20 protein-coding genes and 1 pseudogene are annotated in these 23,245 nt (G+C 30.2%); 14 read left to right on the forward strand and 7 right to left on the reverse strand.

Annotation, left to right across the window (positions count from 1 at the left end; translation table 11 throughout):
• Nucleotides 1-149: 149 nt before the first annotated feature.
• The gene (locus BST83_RS06455) at nt 150-362 is read left to right on the forward strand and encodes a dodecin (RefSeq protein ID WP_104809075.1); all 213 of its coding nucleotides are present in this window, start codon (nt 150-152) and stop codon (nt 360-362) included.
• Between the two features lie 806 nt (nt 363-1,168).
• Here BST83_RS06455 and BST83_RS06460 read toward each other — a convergent pair.
• Nucleotides 1,169-1,384 (reverse strand): hypothetical protein, encoded by a 216-nt coding sequence (locus BST83_RS06460; RefSeq protein WP_104809076.1) that lies wholly within the window; start codon nt 1,382-1,384, stop codon nt 1,169-1,171.
• A gap of 232 nt (nt 1,385-1,616) precedes the next feature.
• Between BST83_RS06460 and BST83_RS06465 the strand changes: the two genes are divergently transcribed.
• A complete protein-coding gene (locus tag BST83_RS06465) occupies nt 1,617-1,799 on the forward strand; it encodes a hypothetical protein (protein ID WP_104809077.1) in 183 nt (60 codons plus the stop codon).
• Nucleotides 1,800-2,050: 251 nt separating this feature from the next.
• On the opposite strand, the gene BST83_RS06470 is transcribed toward BST83_RS06465, so the two are convergent.
• Nucleotides 2,051-3,247, reverse strand: a complete 1,197-nt coding sequence (locus BST83_RS06470; protein WP_104808119.1) for an IS4 family transposase — start codon at nt 3,245-3,247, stop codon at nt 2,051-2,053.
• Nucleotides 3,248-4,196: 949 nt separating this feature from the next.
• Nucleotides 4,197-4,604, reverse strand: coding sequence for a fasciclin domain-containing protein (locus BST83_RS06475; RefSeq protein ID WP_104810809.1), 408 nt, complete (start codon nt 4,602-4,604; stop codon nt 4,197-4,199).
• 652 nt (nt 4,605-5,256) lie between these two features.
• On the opposite strand from BST83_RS06475, the gene BST83_RS19830 reads away from it, so the two are divergent.
• The 9 genes from BST83_RS19830 to BST83_RS06515 all read left to right on the forward strand — a co-directional run bounded on the left by BST83_RS19830 (nt 5,257) and on the right by BST83_RS06515 (nt 12,929).
• A complete protein-coding gene (locus tag BST83_RS19830) occupies nt 5,257-5,406 on the forward strand; it encodes a hypothetical protein (protein WP_170062751.1) in 150 nt (49 codons plus the stop codon).
• Nucleotides 5,407-5,680: 274 nt separating this feature from the next.
• Nucleotides 5,681-6,280 carry a DUF6642 family protein gene (locus tag BST83_RS06480; protein WP_104809078.1) on the forward strand — a complete coding sequence of 200 codons (600 nt, stop codon included), beginning with the start codon at nt 5,681-5,683 and terminating at the stop codon, nt 6,278-6,280.
• 71 nt (nt 6,281-6,351) lie between these two features.
• On the forward strand, nt 6,352-6,894 hold the full coding sequence (locus tag BST83_RS06485; protein ID WP_104809079.1) for a pyridoxamine 5'-phosphate oxidase family protein: 543 nt from the start codon (nt 6,352-6,354) through the stop codon (nt 6,892-6,894).
• A gap of 563 nt (nt 6,895-7,457) precedes the next feature.
• On the forward strand, nt 7,458-8,546 hold the full coding sequence (locus tag BST83_RS06490) for a sensor histidine kinase (RefSeq protein WP_104809080.1): 1,089 nt from the start codon (nt 7,458-7,460) through the stop codon (nt 8,544-8,546).
• Nucleotides 8,533-9,255 carry a LytR/AlgR family response regulator transcription factor gene (locus BST83_RS06495; RefSeq protein ID WP_104809081.1) on the forward strand — a complete coding sequence of 241 codons (723 nt, stop codon included), beginning with the start codon at nt 8,533-8,535 and terminating at the stop codon, nt 9,253-9,255. The genes BST83_RS06490 and BST83_RS06495 overlap by 14 nt, the downstream gene beginning before the upstream one ends.
• Nucleotides 9,256-9,266: 11 nt before the next feature.
• Entirely contained in the window at nt 9,267-10,460 is a 1,194-nt protein-coding gene (locus tag BST83_RS06500; RefSeq protein WP_104809082.1) for an alpha/beta hydrolase-fold protein, read from the forward strand.
• A gap of 35 nt (nt 10,461-10,495) precedes the next feature.
• The gene (locus tag BST83_RS06505; protein WP_104809083.1) at nt 10,496-11,692 is read left to right on the forward strand and encodes an alpha/beta hydrolase-fold protein; all 1,197 of its coding nucleotides are present in this window, start codon (nt 10,496-10,498) and stop codon (nt 11,690-11,692) included.
• Nucleotides 11,693-11,996: 304 nt separating this feature from the next.
• On the forward strand, nt 11,997-12,728 hold the full coding sequence (locus BST83_RS06510; protein ID WP_104809084.1) for an NAD(P)-dependent oxidoreductase: 732 nt from the start codon (nt 11,997-11,999) through the stop codon (nt 12,726-12,728).
• Nucleotides 12,729-12,743: 15 nt separating this feature from the next.
• Entirely contained in the window at nt 12,744-12,929 is a 186-nt protein-coding gene (locus tag BST83_RS06515) for a hypothetical protein (protein WP_104809085.1), read from the forward strand.
• A gap of 518 nt (nt 12,930-13,447) precedes the next feature.
• Here BST83_RS06515 and BST83_RS06520 read toward each other — a convergent pair.
• Together BST83_RS06520 and BST83_RS06525 are read right to left on the reverse strand one after the other, a co-directional pair.
• Nucleotides 13,448-14,152 carry a LytR/AlgR family response regulator transcription factor gene (locus tag BST83_RS06520; protein ID WP_104809086.1) on the reverse strand — a complete coding sequence of 235 codons (705 nt, stop codon included), beginning with the start codon at nt 14,150-14,152 and terminating at the stop codon, nt 13,448-13,450.
• The gene (locus BST83_RS06525; protein ID WP_104809087.1) at nt 14,145-15,275 is read right to left on the reverse strand and encodes a sensor histidine kinase; all 1,131 of its coding nucleotides are present in this window, start codon (nt 15,273-15,275) and stop codon (nt 14,145-14,147) included. Before BST83_RS06525 ends, BST83_RS06520 begins: the two co-directional genes overlap by 8 nt.
• Nucleotides 15,276-15,484: 209 nt before the next feature.
• Between BST83_RS06525 and BST83_RS06530 the strand changes: the two are divergent.
• From BST83_RS06530 to BST83_RS06540, 3 genes and pseudogenes are all read left to right on the forward strand, one after another.
• Nucleotides 15,485-16,368: pseudogene (locus BST83_RS06530) on the forward strand (ABC transporter ATP-binding protein).
• A 200-nt stretch (nt 16,369-16,568) separates the two neighbouring features.
• Entirely contained in the window at nt 16,569-19,928 is a 3,360-nt protein-coding gene (locus tag BST83_RS06535; RefSeq protein ID WP_240614679.1) for an ABC transporter permease/M1 family aminopeptidase, read from the forward strand.
• 493 nt (nt 19,929-20,421) lie between these two features.
• Nucleotides 20,422-21,465, forward strand: coding sequence for an IS5 family transposase (locus tag BST83_RS06540; RefSeq protein WP_104808384.1), 1,044 nt, complete (start codon nt 20,422-20,424; stop codon nt 21,463-21,465).
• Between the two features lie 278 nt (nt 21,466-21,743).
• Here BST83_RS06540 and BST83_RS06545 read toward each other — a convergent pair whose 3' ends face one another.
• Together BST83_RS06545 and BST83_RS06550 are read right to left on the reverse strand one after the other, a co-directional pair.
• The gene (locus BST83_RS06545) at nt 21,744-22,442 is read right to left on the reverse strand and encodes a LytR/AlgR family response regulator transcription factor (protein WP_104809088.1); all 699 of its coding nucleotides are present in this window, start codon (nt 22,440-22,442) and stop codon (nt 21,744-21,746) included.
• The gene (locus BST83_RS06550) at nt 22,439-23,233 is read right to left on the reverse strand and encodes a sensor histidine kinase (RefSeq protein ID WP_104809089.1); all 795 of its coding nucleotides are present in this window, start codon (nt 23,231-23,233) and stop codon (nt 22,439-22,441) included. The genes BST83_RS06545 and BST83_RS06550 overlap by 4 nt, the downstream gene beginning before the upstream one ends.
• Nucleotides 23,234-23,245 lie beyond the last annotated feature (12 nt).

Below are 23,245 nucleotides of genomic sequence, written 5' to 3' on the forward strand. Positions count from 1 at the left end.
TATGAAACCCTCATCTGTTCTTAAAAGAGAGGACCTTGACTTCCGGAATTTATATCCGAGCCTAGTATATTAAATTCGCAAAAAAAGAGTATTAAGTCATTGTCTTTTTGTATATTGGGAATATAACTTACTATTTAAATTTATATATCATGGAAAATAATATCTATAAAAAAATTGAAATCGTTGGGTCTTCAGAGATATCAAGCGATGACGCCGTAAAACAAGCTTTGAAAAGTGCCTCTAGCTCTATTCAAAATTTACGCTGGTTCGAAGTTATTGAATCAAGGGGATCCATAAAGGATGGAAACATAGAACATTGGCAAGTAACTATAAAAATTGGCTTTACAATGAAAAGTGAATAAGTAAATAATCACGACTGAAAAAAAAACCAATTACTGTTTCAATGTATTGACACGTATTTAGTTCAATTCTTGATTGAGACTCCAAGTTATAACTCCTCCGGGTTTTGATAACAATTTGTACGTATTCTTCACTACATGCTGTTCTTTGCAATGCACTTCCGTCTCAATCACACGTGATAAATATGAATGGAGAATCTTTTCTAAGTAAAATTATTGCTGATAGCTATACTACAGAAAACTGTATTTTAAGCTTGATTGCACCATGCTTTTTATGATTTCGTCTTGCGTCATTGTATTATACTGATATAGGTTGAACTTTTTTAGGTTTAATTTATACCGTTCAAAGTATTTTTTTTAGCCGTTTAGACGGCAAAAAATAATTAGAACTAGCTATTTTCTAAATTAGAAGTTCAGTTAATCTACATTATTTTTGCAATATGATTTATATGCTATATTCGGATTCAAATGGACTTCGATAGGTTCTCTTAAATCTAGGCTAAAATGGGTTCTTAAATTATTGTAAATATGTACTGCTTGTTTTGTTATTTGCTGAACAATGTAGGTGTTTTTAATAAAGTCTAAGTCCTTATTCGTATTTTAAAGTTCTATTTAATTTTTTCTACAATCGCATTTTAGTATGGATCGTATTGTTCAGTTATACTCATAGCTCTGTCATACTCATTAATATTCCATTTTGTTCAGCAAAGGCTGTATATTTCGAATTACAATATTAAAAACCCGTATCGGAATGATGTATTTGTTTTTCATTAAGATATTTCCTGTTTTTAATGGTTATAGCCAACACTTCAGTACAAAGTGATGTTCTTCATGTTGTTATCGATTTTATGCCCCATAATTTGTTTAGAATAAGCGTCTGTAACGATTGCTAAACAATTATGCCCTTTATCTGTTTTTTTATAGGTTATATCGGTTACCCATAGCTGTTCTGGTCTATTGGGTACTTGGTCTTTAATTGGGTTTTTATATTTTCTAAATTGATGATTAGAATTCGTTGTTGTCACGTAGTTTTTAAGCTTAGGAACGAGCAAATTATAACAGCTTGTTTAAGTTCTGAATAGGGCTTAATTCCGCCAGTTCTTTGCCAACTACTTTAGGATAATCTTAAATCATTATAATAGTTTTCTCATCGTTTAGTTGTTCGTTTTCTCGTGCTTTACCTCTTTTATAGAAGGCCTGGAGTGTCTACCTTTGCTGTGGCGGTTTTTATGAGCTTATAAACTTTATATTTAACTTATGGCAAAAAAGTATGATAATGAATTTAAAGTTATGATAATAGAACTATTAAATTCTGGTATTAATACCAAACAAGTTAGTGATGATTATGATTGTAAATGCAAGAAGTATTTATATTTTGAAAACGATAAAGAAGAAATAGCAGCGTTTTTTTATACCAAAAACTATAACAAATGGAAATAGAAATAATGTTATTTCAAGTATTGCAAATTAAATAAAATCTGTAAACTTAAAAATGTCTGATAATGATTTTAAAAGGCTAGTTGGAAGCATAAATGTTAAGCATTGCGTAAAGCCCTTAAAAGACGAAGAAGTATAAGCCATAATTGATAAAATTTATCATTAGTGTCCGATAAAACTACAAATTTTAATTAAACCCATTTTTGAGCCCAGTAAACACGTTCTATATTTTTCTTTTTGAGTTAGCAAGGTGTCTATTTAAAAAGTTGCAGTTGTATATCTGGAGGTTTTGATGTGAGTTCCCACCATTGTTTGTTTGGGTTTTCGAGAAATTTAAACAGATCAATGTAGGTCATCAGATGAAATCTCATCACAGAAACCATATTTGAATATGCCCATTTTCGTTTGATTTTTCTTTGTATCACAAGCATGATGAGTTGAATGATTAATGCTGACCATATCTGAATCTCTATTGCATTTTGATTATCTCCAAGAAAATATTTAAGGGGAAAGTTCTGCTTGAGTCTTTTAAACATCGTTTCAATCTGCCATCTGTGTTTGTATATATCTGCTACTTGGTCTGGAGATATTTCTGCATTATTGGTGATAAACTCATATACCTTTTCTTTTGTAGCATCCCAATAAGCAACTCTTCTTATTTGAATAGATTTATCGTCTTTTTCTATCAATATAAGTTCATCTTTTAGTATTGCATCACTTGTTTTGTCTGCTAAATCAAATTCTTTAATGCTTTTATAGACAGCATTGTCTTTTTGGCGAGTTACAAAGTAAATATCATTTAAAGTCCACTCTAAATATTGGAGATAATCATTGTATGCTTTATCAAAAACGACAAAAGAATCTTTCTCTAAATTTAACTCTTTTAAAAAAGTGTGGTCGTGAGTAGCAGCACTGCTAAAACGTATCAGACAAGGTACATCTTCCAAAGCATTTATCATTGTGTGCATCTTTATACCTCCTTTTTTCTTACCTGTAATAGGATTACGACCAACTCCTTTTAAAATATCACTAAATAGGCTGATTGTGGTAGAATCTACAATTTTTAAATTCTTTACAGGAGATTTTAATGGACTGCTGTCCGATAAAAATGGAGCGTAGCGTTTGTATAATTTTGAATAAATTGCTCCAAAGACTTCACTGGTTCTTTTCTTGTTAGCATCTGACAATGTACTTCGCTTAGGGAAATGTTTTAGATTTAAATGGCTGATACGCCCTTCACAAGCTAATAAAACGGTCGACAACTCTCTAAGTGAGGAAACTCCACTCATTGTGGCATAAAGCATCGTGACTAAATGGTCGTAGGTTTTAAACTTTTTGTAGTAGCGGTCACTGTTATAGATTTTGGCTGTCCGAGTAATATCTGCTTGTGGTATATATTTTAAAATCTGTTTAATTATTGGTGTTCCGCTAAAGTGTGTACTTTTGTTCATATCTCAATTTTGTGGTAAAAATCAAGATATAAATAAAGCAGGAAATCCAACTATGGAAATCCTGCTTTTAAAATTATTTATCGGACACTAATGAAAATTTATAATAATAAAGATTGTAAACTTTTTTAAATAAGCAGAAACGATTTCTATTTAACCCTAATAAGAAATTAACTTTCAAAGAAAAAATGAAAATTATTAATCCTATTATTTAGGAACGTAAAAGCAATAAAACAATAGAAGAAATTAGAGAAATTAGAGAAATTTTGAATAATTGGAATATTTTCGAAAATGGTAAATTAACACAGAAGTCGCTACAAAAAGCGACTGAGAAAAATATAGAAACTATTATAAAATACTATCATTTGTTTAAGGATTTAAGAGCCCAAATTAATAATGATTTAAAACTACTTGACTGGATATGTAAATAAAACCCGCAGTATTCGTTAAGCAACAATAACTGCTAAAAGTTATTGTTGTTGGTACTTTTCATTTTTTTTAGAATCAAAAATTGATCAATACTTGTTCTATTGTAGTATGAATGATCTCTGCATTAAGCAAAGACGTAGAGTTTTTTGTAAGCACGAACGGATGGAAAATACTTACCTCGTTACAGTTATTTCTACAACCTGACTACCCGTGACCTTCGTTTAAATAAGTATCGATTCAATTTATATTCAGTTGACCTGTAAAAGTATACTGAATTGATTCAAGTTTTTTTGAAAATTTGTTCCCTAGTCACAAACTGATTCGCTTAATATTTCCTAGCCAATTTTCAAGATGTGAATACTTGCTAAGAAACTAGCTCGTAATGGTAAAGGTTGGAATACCTCTGAATATATATATATATTCGTACCGGTCGAGCAAGTTCAGCTTAATTTGTCGGGAAGTTAATATTTGTTAAAAAAAACTGCAATAAGCAGGTTTCTCGTTCAAATTATTTGCCATTTATTTAGGCTGGCATTATCACCTTATTGACGACATGTATAATTCCATTATCTGTTTCTACATCAGCAACAACTACTTCCGCGTCATTGATAAAAACCTTTCCTTCTTTTAAATGAACCGTTACTTCTTTGCCGTTTACCGTTTCGGCTTTCATACCATCGGATAGATCGGTCGACATAATTTTGCCCACAAGGACGTGGTACGTCAAAATAGAGGTCAATTGTTTCTTGTTCTCTGATTTCACGAGTGTTTCTACGGTCCCTTCAGGCAATTTACCAAATGCGTCGTCTATTGGAGCAAATACGGTTAAGGGGCCTTCAGAGCTTAAAGTATCAACAAGATCGGCGGCTTTTACGGCTGTTACTAAAGTTTTAAATGAGCCGTGATTAACGGCAGTTTCTACAATGTTCATAATATATTTGTTTTTAATTGTTAATTTTGAAGCTAGCCTTTTGTTGCTTAAGCTTCGAATTACTGTTAAGGTTTTGATAAAGTAAGAATGTAAATACATAAATTGGATTTACAAATAAAACTCGCAGTATTAGTTATTCTCAACAAAATCAAAGATAGATCTATATAGTGCCTCCTAAAATGACCTAGGTCAGGTTTCGTATTTATTTTCAGTACGATCGAGCAAGTTCAGCTTAATCTATAGGGAAGTTAATAAATTCAAATATATTAAGTTCCATTTGTTCTTTGGATATTAGCCCATCTAGCACTAAATTATACCTAAGTAAAAATTGATTTTCTTTTTATCATTTTTTTTATTTGGTGATAGTTTGCTGAACGTCTTAGAAAATACCACATTTAAAGAACTTATAGTCGTTTTTTAGAGTTGTAATTTTGGGTTTTGGGTTGGGATATATATGTATGCAATATCGAAGGCATATTTTAATCAGATTTGGTAAAATAATTGTTTTATAAAATTTATAGAATAACAATTTTTGGTGACTTATAATTTACAAATGGGCATTGGGTAGCATCTAAAAGTAGCTGTTAATAATGTATTTTGTGATGAAGAAAATGTACATCAATAACAATTCAATTCTTTAATAGAAAGTTATGTGTATAATGGTCAAGAACCCATTAGGCAAGATGTTTTTAAATGTTTAGAAAATAGACCAAGCATTTTAAAAGCGAGAGAAATTGGTGAAAGAATTATCTTAAAAATAAAAAAGTTTATTGATGTTTTTGTTACAGGAATGACTGGATAAAAAATTTAACTTATTTCTGATTGAGCCATTTTAGCTCACTTTTTACTTTGTACCTGTTTCATTTTGTTTTAAAGATTATTTTTTTCGAAATCGTAGGGATTACAAAAGTTTTCTTGTATTTTTTTTTCCAAATTCTCTATTTGAAGTTAATTGCGATGTGAGATTTAGGCTTTTTAAATAACTTTTAGTTTCTATATTTTAACATTTAGTAACTAAAAAATCAAAAGAGAACTATTATTTTTGTGTATTATATACTTTCCAAAAATATTGAAATTTGTTAGCGAAAATCCCCGAATTACCACAAGGACAATTTATAGATACAGATAAATTCATTTACTGTTTAGAAGCCGTTGATGATATAGAAACAGACGAGGTTTCGGAAGCACAAAAAAAATTAGAAGAATTGGCCTTACAATATGGTGTAGCCAGTATTTATAAAACTTGCGATACTATTGAAGGTTTAGAATCTAGTTTAAATGCATTGATTTTAGATGATCATCATTTTAAAGACTATGAAATCATCTACTTGGTTTTTAAAGGGGAAGCAAATACTATTTGTTTAAACGATTATTACTATAGTTTGCAAGAAATTGCAGAAATTTTTGAAGGAAGATTAGATGGAAAAATTTTACATTTTTCTAATGCAAAAATTTTAGATTTAGACGAAGAAGAAGCACAATATTTTTTAGACATCACTGGCGCAAAAGGGGTATCTGGTTATGGAAATGAATGTAATGGAATTACTAGCTCAAATCTTGATATCGCATTCTTTAATTTATTTAAAGAAGATGAAAATATGTTAGATGTTGTTGAAGAATTGCACCAAAAATATTACGAAATCTGTAAACTACTTGATTTTAGATTGTATTATTGATTTAATGCTGATAAGATCTTTTAACTCCAGTATTTTATAAGTATTTTTACTATGAATTAAAAGCAATACCATTGAAAAATCAATTCTTAGAAGAAGCCAGGATAGAACTTATAAACGGACATGCTAAAAAGCGCCATCCGTTTCGTTATTTTACGCTTGCTACAATAGAAAACGGCGAACCACGTCAACGCACGGTGGTGCTGCGTAAAACATTAACAGACTTAAGCTTCGTTTTTTATACGGATAAAAGGACTCAAAAAATAGAAGATCTTCAACAGAATTCATCGTGTAGTGCCCTGTTTTACGATCCTAAAAAACTACTGCAATTGCGTGTTTCCGGTACAGCCGAGTTAATTACAGACAAAGAACAAATTGCAACCTATTGGCATACTGTACAAGAAGCTTCTAGAAAGGATTATACTACAAAAATAGCTCCAGGAACTCTAATTAATAATCCTGATACAATAGCATATACTTCAGAAGAAAATTATTTTTGTCCAGTTAAAATTATTCCTACTTCCATTGAGTATTTGCGTTTAAAGCGACCAAATCATATAAGAGTGTTATTTTCTAAAATTGATCAGGATTGGTCTGGTGAATTTTTAGTGCCATAATTGTTTATTTTATGTTCAGCTGGCAATCCAAGAGCATCTTTTAAACTATTTTAGTACCTACATAGTACTCAAAATGCGATTCTAAATCAGTATTAAAAGATTGGTTTATTAAAATTTTAAGGTATAACATGTAATTTCTTTTAACATAATTATTGTAGATATAAGTCTAAAGACATTATATTTACAAATAAACTTTGTTCTAGATAGCTTTTAATTATGAATCATCCACTAGTTAATCCCTAATTAAAAATGTGCTTTAATATTCTGCGTTATGTAACTTGGACTTTGTTTAAAAGCAGGGCAGCGCGTTAAGAAAAGGTCTAGTAGACCTTTTTAGTGAATGAGCCAGCTGGCGCTTTGGCTACTAAAGTTTCTTAAAAAAAATAATTCTAAAAGTTTCTTCTGCAATGTTAATGGAACACTTTTTATGCGACGACGTAGGAGGGAAGCATACTATGTGTGGAATGGAATATAGTTTTTATAAAAAACACTTAAACCTCTTATCTTACGTTCCTGTACTTTTCCTTTCACTATTTAAAAGTATTTCGTTGCTTTGCCTAAGAATGGATATCAAAAGAAAAAATAATAGTTATACTCGTATATCTATTTATTGGAAATGTCAATTAATAGGATGGAGTCTAGTTTCTATTTATTGGGCATATACAGTATATATAAGGGATAATTACGGCATTATTTATACGTTGTTAAATTATATATTGGACATTTCTATAGGAATATTTTTAACACATATGTATAGACAATTTGCCTTAAAAGCAAAATGGAGTAGTTTCCCCATAAAACAATTACTAATCCGTTTAGTGCCTACCATACTTTTATTAGCGGTATTATATATGTTAATAAATAATTTAAAATGGCATGCTTACTGGACATTGATTGCAGGCGAGGATAAAAAATTATTAGAATCTATTATGTACTGGGACCCTATATTACTTACTGGACTGCGATTAATGTCAATTTGGATATTGGCGTATCACTTGTATCATTATTATCAGAAAGAAGTTATAACAGCAAAGGAGAATGTTAAATTGTCCTTAATAACAAAACAAGCCCAGTTAGATAATTTATCTGCTCAATTAAATCCACATTTCTTATTCAACTCCTTAAATTCTATTAAGTCATTAGTAATCGAAAACCCTAACGCTGCAAGAAGAGCCATTGATTTACTATCAGATTTGTTGCGTTCATCTCTCTACGAGAAAGACAAAGACTTAATTAGTGTAAAAGAAGAGGTATCTTTAGTAAAGGATTATATAGAATTAGAGAAAATGCGTTTTGAAGAACGTTTGCAGTTAGAAATAACAGTTGACGAAACGCTAAACAATTTTAAAATCCCTACTTTAAGTATTCAATTATTGGTAGAGAATGCTATTAAGCATGGCATTGACACCAAAATTAATGGCGGAATTGTTCATCTTACCATAGAAAAAAATAGTACTACAATAAAGATTATTGTTAAAAATCCAGGTACATTAACTGATACTAAAGAAGCATCAGGACTAGGATTGAAAAATTTAAAAGAACGTTTGGCAATTCAATACAATGGAAAAGCAACTTTTAGTTTAACAACATTAAATAAAGAAACAGTAGGAGCAATAATAACACTTCCAATTAAGCACGATGAAAACATTTAGAACTATAATCATAGATGACGAGCGTTTGGCAAGAGAAGAGATGAAACGTGCGTTGAAACGTTATCCTGAGTTTGAAATTATTGGCGAAGCAAGTCATGTAGATGAAGCTAAAGTAATGATAGAAGAGACGATTCCTGATATTATTTTTTTAGACATTTATATGCCAGGTAAATCGGGATTCGATCTCTTAGAAGAGCTAACAACAGTGCCAGAAGTTGTTTTTACAACGGCGTACGATCAATATGCGGTAAAGGCTTTTGAATTAAATGCGTTAGACTATTTGGTGAAGCCATTACGTGATGAACGCTTTGCAAAAACTATAGAAAAAGTAAAACTCGAATTGGAAGAAAAGGCACAATTGAAGACCGCCATTTTACCAATGCATCAAAAGATTTTTATAAAAGACGGAGAGAAATGTCATTTTATTCCGCTTACAGAAATTTACTTTATTGAATCTTTAGATAATTATGCGCGTTTGTATTTTAGCAATCAAAAAGCAATGATTAAACGTTCTTTAAATCTGCTGGCAGAAAAATTAGATCCGAAAGTGTTTTTTAGAATTAATAGAAGTCAAATTATCAATACACACTACATAAAAGAAATTCACCCACATTTTAACAATACGTTACAAATTACACTAACCACTGGTGAAACATTAGAAGTTTCAAGTCGACAATCAGTAAAATTTAAAAATTGGAATAGCTTATAAACACAAACACCATGAGAGTTCTACCTATAATTACAAAAGTGCTTATTGTCTTTTTGATATTCTTGCAGTACAATGCATTTGGCCAAAACGCAACGCCATATTCAATAGGGAATACCTATAAAATTCATTCTAAAATTTTAAAAGAAGATAGAAGCTACATTTTAGAACTACCAAGTTCTTATAAAACAAGTAAAGCGAAGTATCCAATTTTGGTTTTGTTAGACGGAGAAATAAGCTATCATTCACATTCTGGTATTTTAAAACAGATGACTGAAGGAAGACAGATTCCTGAAATGATTATTGTAGCAATTACCAATGTAGATCGCGTTAGAGATTATACTCCTACAAACTACTTGACAAATTTAAATGGATCTAGTGCTGTTGATAATCATAAAACAAGTGGAGGAAGTGCAGAATTCCTAAAATTTATGGAAGAAGAATTATTACCTAAAATTGAGAAGACTTATAGAACATCTGCATTTAAAACCTTGGTTGGTATTTCTCATGGAGGCTTGTTGGTTGGATCTGCCTTTTTATCAAAAGAAACCTCATTTAATGCCTTTGTTTCTATGGATCCAAGTTTTTGGTGGGACAATCAATATTTGATAAAACAATTAGAAAATACAGATTTAAATCAGATCAAAGACAAAAGAATATATGTTTCTACTGCAGATAAGTTTGAAAACTTTGATAGAATTCCGCATGTATTTACGACAAATATAAACAGTCAAGAAAACTTTAATACGACTTTAAAAAACAAAGGATTTTCACCCAACCAAGTTGCGTTTGAATATTTTAAAGAAGAGAATCATTGGACCGTTGCTTTGATTAGTTTGTACCAAGGAATGCAATTCATTTATAAAGGGTTAAAAATGAAAAATGCACAAGAGAGTACACTTGAAGAAATCATAACTTATTACAAAACATATTACAATGGAGAATTTTTACCTCCAGAAAACGAAATCAATGCTATTGGTTATTATCATTTAAAGAATGATATTAAGAAAGCATTGCCGTTTTTTAAATTGAATGTCTCTAACTACCCAACATCATCAAATGCATTTGATAGTTTAGGAGAGGTATATATGGGATCTGGTGATAAAGAAAAAGCACTAAAAAACTACAAAGAATCTTTGAGGTTAAACCCAAAAAATGCGAATGCTAAAAAGATAATTGAACAATTAAGTGCCAAGAAAAATAACTAAGTGATTCTTGTGAAATAAATTTTAAAATTAGAATAATGAAAATCTCAATCAAAAAAAGATACATACTACTAGTTGCCTTTTCTGTTTTTTTTCAGCTTGAAACTTTTAGTCAAGTAGGGAAAGAAATTACCATAGGGACTAAATACAAAATAGCGTCAAAAATATTAAACACAGAAAGGACATATATTGTTAATCTACCTGATTCTTATAATAGTGAAGGTACACAAACCTATCCTGTAATTGTCATTATAGATGGAGGGTATTACTTTAATTTATTTACAGGTATTATTGGAGAAATGTCAAACAATGAACAAGTGCCAGAGATGATAATTATTGGATTATTAAAAGTGGATAGAGTAAAGGACTATACACCCACTAATTCTATAATTAGTCTTAATGGGAACAAAGACGAAAATTATTTAAAAACCAGTGGTGCAAGTAAATTGTTTTTGGATTTTATTGAAAAGGAGCTATTAGTAGAAATAGACAATAAGTATAGAACAAATTCTTTCAATGTTATGGTCGGGCAATCATTTGGTGGCTTGTTAGTTGCTACATCCTATCTTTCGTCTCGCACTTTGTTCGGAGGGTACATAGCTATCGACCCAAGTTTTTGGTGGGATAATCAATATATTGTAAAAGAGATTGATAACATCAATATTAAAAAAATAGAAAACAATTATTTCTATTTGTCATCTGCAAATAAATACGAGAATTTTTCTGGAGCAACTCATATTTTTGAGTTAAATAGAAATAGCCACGACACATTTTATTCTAAACTAATGAGTAAAGGAATATCGTATTCCAATATTAGAATTCAATATTTAGAAGAAGAAAACCATAGTACGTCACCTTTGTTAAGCCTATATAATGGTCTGAAATTTATTTACAAGGACTATTTTTTAAAGGACATTCAAACCAAATCTATAGATCAAATTAAAGCATACTACAAAAAGAAATATGGTGGAAAATTTTTACCTCCTGAATCAATTATAAATAATATTGCTTATAGTCATCTTCGAAATGAGGATAGCAGAGAATTAGCAATTCAATTTTTTAAATTAAACACTTTAAATTATCCTAATTCATTTAATGCTTTTGATAGCCTAGGTGAAGCATATTTGTTCGTAAATGACAAAAATAAGGCATTGGAGAATTATGAAAAATCGTTAAGATTAAACCCAAATAGCGAAAATACTAAGCAAGCAATTGAAAAATTAAAAAAGGAATAATCTATTTATGAATGTAAAACTTCTAGGAAAATTTCCAAAATAGCAGGTATCCAAAGGTTGTCACATTTTTTTAAGTCTGATTTTCCTTCGAAAAATTTTCCCTCACAAAGCCGCAACTAGTATCTTGCAAACATATTAGCGCGCACAAAAACAAATATGAGCAAACATTTTCTCCAACTGCTTTAAAAGAAATTTCTAACTGGATTTTAAAAAGAATTTAAATAATCATAAACTATAAATAAGTGTAACAGTTGTATTATTAAAACGTCTAAAAGACATATAATTTAATCAAAAAAAATAAAGAATGATAGTTTTAGTAGTAGGAGCAAGTGGTGCAACAGGAACTAAATTAGTAGAACAACTTCTAATTGAAAAACATATAGTAAAAGTAATTGTACGTTCACCTGAAAAACTACCAGAGGCATGGAAAACCAATTCAAATCTGCAAATTATATCTGCAAGCTTATTAGAATTGAATGCTACGGAAATGAGTGCTATGGTAAAAGAGTGTCATGCAGTTGCTTCCTGCCTAGGCCATAATTTAACTTGGAAAGGTATTTACGGACAACCTAGAAAATTGGTAACAGATGCGATGCGACGATTATGCAATGCCATACAATCAAATAATCAACAAGTTCCTATAAAGTTTGTGTTAATGAATACCACAGGAAATCGTAATCGCGATTTAAAAGAACCCATATCAATTGCTCAAAAATGTGTTATTAGGTTGCTTCGTTTGTTATTGCCACCTCATGTGGATAATGAAAAAGCCGCAGATTATTTACGAACTCAAATTGGTCAAAACAATAAGTCTATTGAATGGGTTGCTGTGAGACCAGATGGCTTAATAAATGAGGAAGAAGTAACCAAATATGAGATACACTCTTCACCAACTAAAAGCGCTATTTTTAATGCTGGTAAAGTTAGTCGTATAAATGTTGGTCACTTTATGGCTAGTTTAATTACTGACGATAACTTATGGACTAAATGGAAAGGGCAGATGCCAGTAATCTATAGTAAATCACATCAAGATTAATTTTATTACTAAAAAATGGAATCACTATATAAATTTGAAACAGGAAAAGCTGAAATTTTAAACCTTTATAATCAAAAACTAGAGGAATTAAATATCAATTATCGTTATCAAGAAATTGACACCACTTTTGGTAAAACAAACATAATCATAACAGGAGATGGCTCAAAATGGCTAATACTAGTAGTTCATGGCTCAAATTAATGCGCACCAATTGCGCTAGAAACCTATTCAGGTTTAGAATCTCATTTTCAAGTTTTTGCAGTTTCTTTAGAATCACGTATTTAATAAATGATGAAGTATTGTACGGAATATTAAAATTAAACGAGAATTAAAAACACGAATATTTAATGACCCAATTACTAAGGTTTGTTATGAAAACAACTGACTGTGGGATATTTTACATAATATAGAATTATAGCTATACAGCAATATATATAAAGATTGTTCTAAATAGCTTTTAATTATGAATCAGCCACTGGATAATCCCTAATTAAAAAATGTACTATAATGTGCTGCGTGATGTTACTTTGTTTTGGTTAAAAGCAGGACAGAACGTTAAGAAAAGGTCTGGTAGCCCTTTTTAGTGAATGAGCCAGCTGGCGCTTTGGCTACTAAAGTTTCTTGAAAGAATGTATTCTCAAAAGTTTCTTCTGCAATGTTAATAGAACACTTTTTATGCGACGACGCAGGAGGGAAGCATAATGTGTGTGGAATGGTTATTAACCGCCATATAGTTTATTAATACTGCTTTTGTATGTTTGACCAATTGGAATTTTATGCTCGTTGATTAAAATACGATTACCCTCTATGAATTTTATTTTATCAATAACAACAATAAAAGATTTATGAACTCGCAAAAAGTTAGAATTATTTAATAAATTTTCATAGTGGGATATTTTTTCATGGCTCACAATCATCTCATCCTTTAAAAACAGTTTGGTATAGTTTCCGTAGGCTTCTATATATAACAGGTCATTCAAATCAATTTGATGATGTTTTTTATCGCCTTTTACAAAGAATCGAGTTGAAATATCTGTTGTGCTAGAAATTTCTTTAATGATGGTTTTTGTAGTTTGTGAATCTGAAACTTTATTTACAGCTTTCACCAAACGATCAAAACTAAATGGTTTTAGTATATAATCAACCACATTTAACTCAAAACCTTCTAAAGCATTTTCTTTATAAGCTGTTGTAATAATTGTTTTTGGTGGTTTTGTCAATGTTTTTAAAAAATCTAACCCTCTTAATTTTGGCATGTTTATGTCTAAAAACATAAAATCAACTGTATTTTCATTTAAAAACTGCATCGCTTCAATAGCATTGTAACAATTTTTTTCTAATTGTAAATGAGGCAACATACTACAAAATTCTTCAATAATTTCGTGTGCTAAAGGCTCATCATCTATGATTATATATTTAAGCATGTTTAGAAATTTTTAAAGTTGTTTTATACGTGTTCTTTGTTTTGTCAACGTGTAATTCATGTCTGTCTTTATACAATAAAGATAATCTTCTTTTTAAGTTTTGTAGTCCAATTCCGTTTGATTCTGATATTTCTTTCGGATCAAAGTTATTCTCAATATCAAAATGGATATAATGAGTATCTTCATATAAATTCATATGAATAAATGCATTTTCTGTAAGTGTTTCAATTCCGTGTTTAAATGCATTCTCTAATAGAATGATAAAGAGTAAAGGCGCTACTGTTAAACCTGTGTCTATTTGGTGCTTAAATGTAATCTCTACCGTTTTCCTATAACGAATTTTATGAAGTTCAATATAATTTTTTAGGTATTCAATTTCATCTCCAATTTTCACTGTTTCTTTTTCACCTTCATAAATAGTGTATCGCATCATATCAGATAATTTCAAAATCACATCTGGTGCTTGCTTAGAGTTTTTAACTGTTAATGCATACAAGTTGTTTAATGTATTAAAGAAAAAGTGTGGATTTATTTGTGTTCTTAATAATGATAATTCGGTCTTAGATTTTTCTGCTTTTAAATTCTGAACCCATTTCCATTGCTCAAATACCCAAACAAAAAACAATATCGGAATTGGTAAAATGAAAATGAAAAAGGGGAAATCTTCTTTAATTTTTAAATAAGCTTCTAAATCACCAGAAAATAATCTTAAATAGATGAAGTAAAGGAATATTGGTCCAAAGAACAGCGCAATTAACTTCCAGTATTTTATGATAAATGCTGGAATTAAAATATAGGCCAAACCAAACCAAAACACCATTAATAAACTAAGTGTTATTGGATTGTCTGGCATTTTCATATACCCATCAATAAATAATGCAGTAAAAAAGAGTACAATTAAACCAACTACTCTTAATACCGTTTTCCTTTTCTTCTTTAAATAATTATAATGATGAAATAGCAATGCAATTATTGTACCCCAAATAATGGAGTAAATAACAATTTCATAAGAACTGTTTTCTGGAAGAAGAATATACCCAAGATAATCTAACAAATAGAATATTGGAACTATAATTATAAACCCAAATAAAAAAGCTTTGTATTTTTTTAAAAACTGAATCATACTTCAAAATTACTATTGTTATGTAGTTCTCGCAACATTATTGATATACACTATCAAAATTTGGTTGAACACACTTCTTTTTATGTTCAATAGATGTTCACTAAAGATAACACCTTTTCTATAGTAAAAAGAGTAGGGTACATCAACTTTAATTTAAGGAGGATGTAAAACCTAACATATTTGCAGTGTACTTAAAATTAGCAAAACAAATGAATACATTAACAATAAAAGACCTTACCAAAACATATCCAAACGGAGTAAAGGCATTAAACGGAATCAACTTAGAAATTACAAACGGAATGTTTGGTTTGTTAGGAGCAAACGGAGCAGGGAAATCTTCTTTGATGCGAACTATTGCTTCTTTGCAAGAGCCATCAACCGGGAGTGTTTTTTTAATGAGCAAGATATTATAGCCAACCCTCAAGAAGTTCGTAAACAATTAGGGTACTTGCCACAAGAGTTTGGTGTGTATCCCAAAATTTCTGCAGAAAAATTGTTAAATCATTTGGCAGTTTTAAAAGGTGTTATTCATAAAAAAGATCGCAAAGAACAAGTGACAGCTTTATTACAACAGGTTAATTTGTATCAGCATCGAAAAAAAGCAGTTTATACATTTTCTGGCGGAATGCGTCAGCGTTTCGGAATTGCACAAGCATTATTAGCGAATCCAAAATTGATTATTGTTGACGAACCAACTGCAGGATTAGATCCGGAAGAAAGTAATCGTTTTTTAAACTTGTTAAGTGAAATAGGAGAGAACGTAATTGTTATTCTATCTACACATATTGTTGAAGATGTAAGGGATTTATGCCAAGAAATGGCAATTCTATCTAATGGAAAAATCATTATACAAGGAAACCCAGCCGAATTAGTGAACACTCTGGAGGGGAAAATTTGGAGTAAGATAATTTCTAAAAAAGATTTACAAGCTTATAAAAGTACTTTTGATGTTATTTCCACCAAATTAGTTGCTGGTAAAACACAGATTAGAGTGCTTTCAAATGCCAGACCAGAAGAAGGTTTTGAATTGATTACAGCAAATTTAGAAGATTTCTATTTTACTACATTATTTAAAAATAAATTAAACTCATAAATTATGTTTAAGCAATTATTAGGTTTCGAAGTCTTTTATCAGTTAAAACAACGAGCATTTCCATTATTTGTATTTCTATTTCTCTCTTTAGGTTTTTTTGTTGGAGGTCAGGGCTTTGCACCAGCAAATGTGAATTTTAATTCTAATTACCAGGTTTTTTTAAATACTAGTTTATTTACATTAGGGGTGTTTTTATTATCATGTTTTTTGTAATAACGGGAGTACTTAGAGATAAGCAACATCATATGGAGAGTTTGATTTACAGTTCGTCTATAAAAAAGCATCAATTTTTTTGGAGCCGCTTTTTAGGGGTGTTTCTATTTAGTGTTTTAGCCTTTTCACCATATTTAATTGGGTATGCATTGGGTGTTACATTTTCTGATTTAGACCCCGGAAGAGTTGCTTCATTTAACCTGATGGCTTATATACAACCTTGGTTATATATGGTAATTCCTAATATTTTTATCTGTTCTGCATTTATTTTTTCCGTAAGTACCTTAACTAAAAATAACACGGCAACTTATGTAAGTGCGGTATTTATTTATATGATTTATATAATTAGTTCTATTTTTATGAACTCACCACTATTGGCCCAGGCAGTTCCAGCTTCACCAGAAAGTATGGCGATGGCTTCAATTGCAGATCCTTTTGGGATTGCAGCATTTTTTGAACAAACCCAATATTGGACACCATTTCAAAAAAATACAGCGCTAATTTCTTTCTCAGGATTATTTATGTGGAATAGAGCAATCTGGATGCTTTTTTCCTTAGGAATTTTGGGTGCAACATATATAACTTTTTCTTTTAGAAAAATGAGTCAAAAAGTAAAAAAGACATCAAAACTTAAGCATATAAATAATGAAATAATACCATATATGCCTAAAGTTGCTAACAACTCTTTAAAATCAAATACGAAAGCTTTTATATCTTTATTAAAGATTGAATTAAATGGAATATTTAAAAGTTTGCCATTTATTGCCGTAATGTTGATGTGGATTTTTATTGTTTTTTCTGAATTTTATGCCAACCTATTTAATGGCGGAGAATATAATACAAGTAGGTATCCGTTTACAAATTTATTAATTGAGTTAATTGTAGATCCATTAACCATATTTGGTTTAATTCTTGTTGTTTTTTATAGTGCCGAATTGATTTGGAGAGAGCGTAGTTATAATTTTCATATCATTATAGATGCAACACCCATATCAAACAATATATTTTTCTTTTCAAAATTTATAAGCTTATTATTGTTGCCAATTCTAATGATTCTTTCAGGAATAGCAATAGCCATTGGTTTTCAATTAGCATTGGGATATCATAATTTTGAATTTAATCTGTATCTCTCTGTATTTTATCATTATGGAATCCAATTTGCAGTATTCAGTATGATTGCAATGTTTGTACATAGTTTTGCCAAAAATAAATATTTAGGAATGGGGATTTTTGGCTTGATTGTACTCTTAACTTTAAAAGCTTCATTAATAGGGTTGGAACATCCGTTATTGAGTTTAGGCAATATGCCTAGCGTTAATTATAGCAACATGAATGGTTTTTCTGGAAGTAGTAAACTTTATAATCATTTATCCATTTATTGGATAGCTTTCGGTGTTTTATTAACCTTATTATCATTTAAAGTATGGCAAAGAGGTGTAACTTCTAACTTAAAGCATCAAATAAATAGACTAACTACCAATTGGAAGAAAGGACAAATCATGGTTGCCTCTATATTTATTATTGTATTTATTTCTTCTGGCGCAACAGTTTATTATAACACAAATATAGTTTCTGAATACCTAACTCAAAATGACCAATTAGATTTTAGAGAAAACTATGAACGTACTTATAAAAAATATGATGGCCTTGAAAAACTATACCCAATAGCTATAAAAACAGAAATGGCAATTTTCCCAAACGAAGAAATATACACGTTAAAAGGAGATTATGTTTTAATGCACAAAGGAAATAATCCAATAACACAAATGATTGTTACAGAACGAATTCCATTGCGTAAAATAGCCATTGAAAGAGCAATATTAATTAAGTATGATTCAATTTACGGAACCTATGTTTTTCAATTTGAGAAGCCTGTAGAACCTAATGAGAAAGTGAATTTTTCGTTTGAAATTTTTAAAGAGAAGAAGCGTTATGAAGCAAACCAATCAATTGTTAAAAACGGAACATATATTACCCATCGTGATTTTGAACCTTATTTAGGATATAGGAGCGCAATAGAAATTTCAAATAATTTTGAACGTCAAAAACATGGATTACCAAAAAAAGAAGTTGACGACCAAACGGACGCACATATTGCACTAAAAGATGAAAAAATAGGTAGGGTAAATTATGAAACAATAATTTCTACGCAACAAGATCAAATAGCCTTAGCCTCAGGAAAATTGGTGAATAAATGGCATAATGATAATAGAAACTATTATCATTACAAATCAAGTTCAAAAGTTTTACCAATGCTTGGATATTTTTCTGCAAGATATTCAACAAAGTTATCTTCTTTTGAAGGGATTCAAATAGAACAATATTATGATGCAAAACATGATTTTAATATTGAAATAGTTGAAGAAAGTATAAAGCAGACATTAGCATATTGTTCTGAAAATTTTGGCGCATATCCTTTCAATCATATTCGTGTTGCTGAAGTTCCAAGCCACTGGTCTTTTGGTGGATTTGCGCATCCAGGGATGATTAGTATGGTAGAAGATAGGTTATATTTAACAGATTTAAGGGATAAAGCTTCTTTTAATTTGGCTGCCAAAAGAACCATTCATGAAGTTGCCCATCAATGGTGGGGACATATTCTATCTCCAAAAATTGTTGCTGGTGGGTCCCTTTTTGTTGAAGGTTTTACACAATATACAGAGGCTGTTGTTTTAGAGAAAATGTATGGAAAAGGCGTGTTATTTCAATTAAGTGAAAGAGCTCGAAGTATCTATTTTTCAGGAAGATCTTTTGCTAATTCTGTTGAGCCTCCTGTATATATGATTCAGGGTCAGGGTTATATTTCATATGGAAAAGCTTTTACAGTTATGATGGCATTAAAAGATTTAATTGGAGAGAAAAAAGTAAATCAGGTTTTAAAAACGATTACAGATAGACATAGGAATAATGATAAATTAGAAGCCAATTCTTTGGAATTATTAGAAGAGATTTATAAAGTTAGCCCAAAGGAGCAACATAAATTAATAAATGATTGGTTTAAACGCGTTATAACTTATGATTTAGGAATTACACAAAGCTCTTATAAAGAATTGGAAAACGGCACTTACGAGGTAACGGTTCAAATAAAAGCAAAACGTCTGGAAACACTCGCAAGTGGAGAAATAAAAGGAATTGCTATTAATGAGCCAATTACAATTGGAGTATTTGGAAAACATCCGGAAAATGTAACAGATGAATCATCTATTTTATATTTAAAACCATTGTTGGTAAATAAAAATGAAATTAATTTTAAGGTTATTGTAAAAGAATTACCTAAATATATTGCAATTGACCCTTATGGAACAAGATCTGATGAGAATTTGGTAGATAATATTACTAAGTTATAGCAATATTAATCGCCTAAAAGTTTAGTTTATATTTTAACTATAAATCATCAACAAAAAATCTATGTCTTCAAAGTAATTTAGACTTGTACTTAGAGAATAACTATTATAAAAATCACACATTCAAGTAACGGTAAATTTACGAAATGTTAGTCCTCTTTTAGAATGATAAAAAGTTAACTCCTAAATTTCTTATAATTGTGTATTGAATTATTGAATTCCAGCTGCAGCTTCTGCCAAGAAGGGGAGCAAGAGTGAACAAGAGATTAGAAATGATCTTTTGTTTGTTTTTAGAATTTTCTAAAACCTTACAGGCATAGAGATAGAGACAATCTCTGGAGTGAATGGGGCGCCTGCAACTCTTAAATTTAAATTTTAGAATTTTTCATAGAAGAAGACCGTTGCAAGGAAGTACCTAATAAAAAGCACAAAAATAACACGTAATTATTTATGTTAAATATTTGATTGTAAGTATATTAAGTTGTAAATTTAGTGTATGAAAATACAAAAACAACCAACTTTAGCCGATAGCATTTGCGATTTACGAGCAAGAAAAATTAAAAAGACATTTTTCACCCAAATAAACACCCTTATCGATTGGGATACGATCTCTATCCTAATAAATAATGATTATTTAAAAGGAAAAAGTGCCACTGGCAAGCCTTCTTATGATGGGACATTACTTTTTAAAATGTGTCTTTTACAAAGTTGGTATGGTTTAAGCGATTATGAAGTTGAAGACCGAATAAATGACAGTCTTTCCTTTAGTTATTTTTGTGGGATGACCATTGAACAGGTTGCTCCAGATCATAGTACTTTAAGTAGGTTTAGAACCGCATTAACCAAAACACAAACCTTCGAAAAATTATTTACCTCCATAAACAAACAGCTAGAAGCACATAATATCATTGTAAAAACAGGTTTAATAATAGACGCTAGTGTAATAGATACGCCACTTAGACCAAAAGGAAAAACAAATTTTAAGGTAACCGAAGACCGCTGTGCAGACCAAGTAGAAGTACACAAAGAATATCCAGATAGTGTCGATAAAGAGGGTACTTGGTTAAAGAAAAGAGGAAAGTACCATTTTGGGTTTAAAAAGCATCATGTAACGGATAACGAAGGACTTGTTCTAGGAGTACTAACCACAACTGCCAGCAAAAATGAGATTGCAAATTTGGAGGAAGTTCTAGAAACTGTAAATGTAGCATTACCAAAAGGCATCCCTCTAAAGGCTGATAAAGGGTACCAATCAAAGAAAAATGTTGCGATTTTAAAGAAGCGTAATTTAAAGAATCATATCCTTAAAAAGGCGGTAAAAAATAAACCGTTAACAAAATGGGAAACTAGATTCAATAAATTAATAGGAAAAACAAGGTTTAAAGTAGAACGTACTTTTGGAGGAATAAAATTATGGTTTAAAGGTGGAATTGCAAGATATAGAGGGATGAAAAAAATGCATACACAAAATTTGATGGAGGCAATATGCTACAATTTATATCGAAGTCCAGGGATATTTGCGTCTAATTGTAAAAATTAAGGAAAAATGAAGCCTAAAAAAGGCATTTACTCACTTAAAATAGAAAAAAAATAGCATAATCGATGTTTTAGCTAAAAAAAAGGGAACTCTAAAAAGTAAAAATAATTAAGTTCGCTTTTTGCAACGGTCTTAGAAGATGCAACCGAAAAAGATCAACCTACAAATCATTTATCTCACTGGCTTCTTAAATAACTGAATTATTCCAAACTTTTATATTTATCTTCAACAGATGCAGAACCCGACAGAACCCCGATAGCAACTATTAGAAAAATAGTAACTTACTTCAATAATTGAATAAGATTGGCTTTATATAATTTACCAATTGGAATTGTATGGTCTTCAATGTATATTCTATTTCCATCAATTCTATTAATATGTTTTGTAGCAATTACAAAAGATTTGTGAACTTGAAGAAACTTCTCTTTTGGGAGCATTTCTAAAGTAGTAGATATTTTTTCTCTTATAGTAATTGTATCGAGTGTAGTAACAACTTTTGTATAATTTCCAGAAGCTTCAATATATAAGATGGTATTTACATCAACTTGTATATGGCTGTTATTCTGTTTTAAAAACAGCTGATTTGCAGATGCTTGTTCATTTTCGACACGCACTTGTTTTAATTGTGGAGTAGAAGCAGTTACTTTATTTACAGCACTTAAAAAGCGTTCAAAACTAAAGGGTTTTAATAAATAGTCTACAACATTAAGCTCATAACCTTCAATTGCAAACTCATTATAAGCCGTTGTTACAATTACCTTTGGAGGAGACGCTAAGGTTTTTAAAAACTCAAAACCTTTTAACTTAGGCATGTTTAGATCTAAAAAAATAAGATCTACAGGCTGTTTGTTCAAATAGTCTAAAGCTTCAATAGCATCATAGCAATCTGCCATAAACTTCATGTTTGGTAGCATGTCACAATACCCTTTTATGATATCGTGAGCAATAGGTTCATCATCTATAATAAGGTACTTGATCATAATTTTCTAATATTCAATTGGGCTTTATAAACAGTATCCGTTTTTGTTATGGTTAAGGTATGACTTTTTGGGTACACCAATTCTAACCTACGTCTTAGGTTATTCATACCAATACCTCCTTGTTCATTAATAATGGTATTATCAAAATTGTTTTCTATATCAAAATTTATTTGATTGTTTTCTGTTTTCATATCTATATGAACATATGCATTGTTCCTCAAATTTTCTACACCATGCTTAAATGCATTTTCTAAAAGGATGATAAAAAGAAGTGGCATTATTTGAAAATCATTTTCTTTTATATCTATTTTAAATTGAACATCTATAGTTTTATGATAACGCATTTTATGTAACTCAATATAGTTTTGTAAATAGGTGATTTCTTCAGAAAGTAACACCGTTTCTTTTTGCCCTTCATAGATACTGTAACGCATCATATCTGATAGTTTCAAAATAAGCTCTTGTGCTTTTTTAGAATCTTTAGCTACCAAACCATAAAGGTTATTAAGCATATTAAAAAAAAAGTGAGGATTTACCTGACTTTTTAAGTGCATGAGTTCTGTTTGAGCCTTTTCATTTTTTAATCGAATAATCGATTTGATTTGTTTAAATAACCAATATGAAATAGTGATAAATAGAACTATGAAATAAAATGCAATAAACTCTACAAACCCTTCTAGTTTGCCAAAAGTATCATTAAAAATAACGATGATAATACCAATAAAGACTAGCGCTATTTTATAAATGCGCTTTATGGTTTTCTTTTTTTTATCTGATATTTTGTAATTCATAGGTCAATATTA

It is taken from the genome of Polaribacter filamentus (assembly GCF_002943715.1).
Classification (GTDB): Bacteria; Bacteroidota; Bacteroidia; order Flavobacteriales; family Flavobacteriaceae; genus Polaribacter; species Polaribacter filamentus.

Bases quoted from the DNA above. Each gene is read 5' to 3' on its own strand.
- BST83_RS06525 (WP_104809087.1), bottom strand. From the start codon at position 15,275: ATGATTCAGTTTTTAAAAAAATACAAAGCTTTTTTATTTGGGTTTATA.
- BST83_RS06545 (WP_104809088.1), bottom strand. From the start codon at position 22,442: ATGATCAAGTACCTTATTATAGATGATGAACCTATTGCTCACGATATC.
- BST83_RS06455 (WP_104809075.1), top strand. From the start codon at position 150: ATGGAAAATAATATCTATAAAAAAATTGAAATCGTTGGGTCTTCAGAG.
- BST83_RS06510 (WP_104809084.1), top strand. From the start codon at position 11,997: ATGATAGTTTTAGTAGTAGGAGCAAGTGGTGCAACAGGAACTAAATTA.
- BST83_RS06540 (WP_104808384.1), top strand. From the start codon at position 20,422: ATGAAAATACAAAAACAACCAACTTTAGCCGATAGCATTTGCGATTTA.
- BST83_RS06550 (WP_104809089.1), bottom strand. From the start codon at position 23,233: ATGAATTACAAAATATCAGATAAAAAAAAGAAAACCATAAAGCGCATT.
- BST83_RS06535 (WP_240614679.1), top strand. From the start codon at position 16,569: ATGTTTTTTGTAATAACGGGAGTACTTAGAGATAAGCAACATCATATG.
- BST83_RS06495 (WP_104809081.1), top strand. From the start codon at position 8,533: ATGAAAACATTTAGAACTATAATCATAGATGACGAGCGTTTGGCAAGA.
- BST83_RS06465 (WP_104809077.1), top strand. From the start codon at position 1,617: ATGGCAAAAAAGTATGATAATGAATTTAAAGTTATGATAATAGAACTA.
- BST83_RS06505 (WP_104809083.1), top strand. From the start codon at position 10,496: ATGAAAATCTCAATCAAAAAAAGATACATACTACTAGTTGCCTTTTCT.
- BST83_RS06475 (WP_104810809.1), bottom strand. From the start codon at position 4,604: ATGAACATTGTAGAAACTGCCGTTAATCACGGCTCATTTAAAACTTTA.
- BST83_RS06500 (WP_104809082.1), top strand. From the start codon at position 9,267: ATGAGAGTTCTACCTATAATTACAAAAGTGCTTATTGTCTTTTTGATA.
- BST83_RS06515 (WP_104809085.1), top strand. From the start codon at position 12,744: ATGGAATCACTATATAAATTTGAAACAGGAAAAGCTGAAATTTTAAAC.
- BST83_RS06490 (WP_104809080.1), top strand. From the start codon at position 7,458: ATGGATATCAAAAGAAAAAATAATAGTTATACTCGTATATCTATTTAT.
- BST83_RS06520 (WP_104809086.1), bottom strand. From the start codon at position 14,152: ATGCTTAAATATATAATCATAGATGATGAGCCTTTAGCACACGAAATT.
- BST83_RS06470 (WP_104808119.1), bottom strand. From the start codon at position 3,247: ATGAACAAAAGTACACACTTTAGCGGAACACCAATAATTAAACAGATT.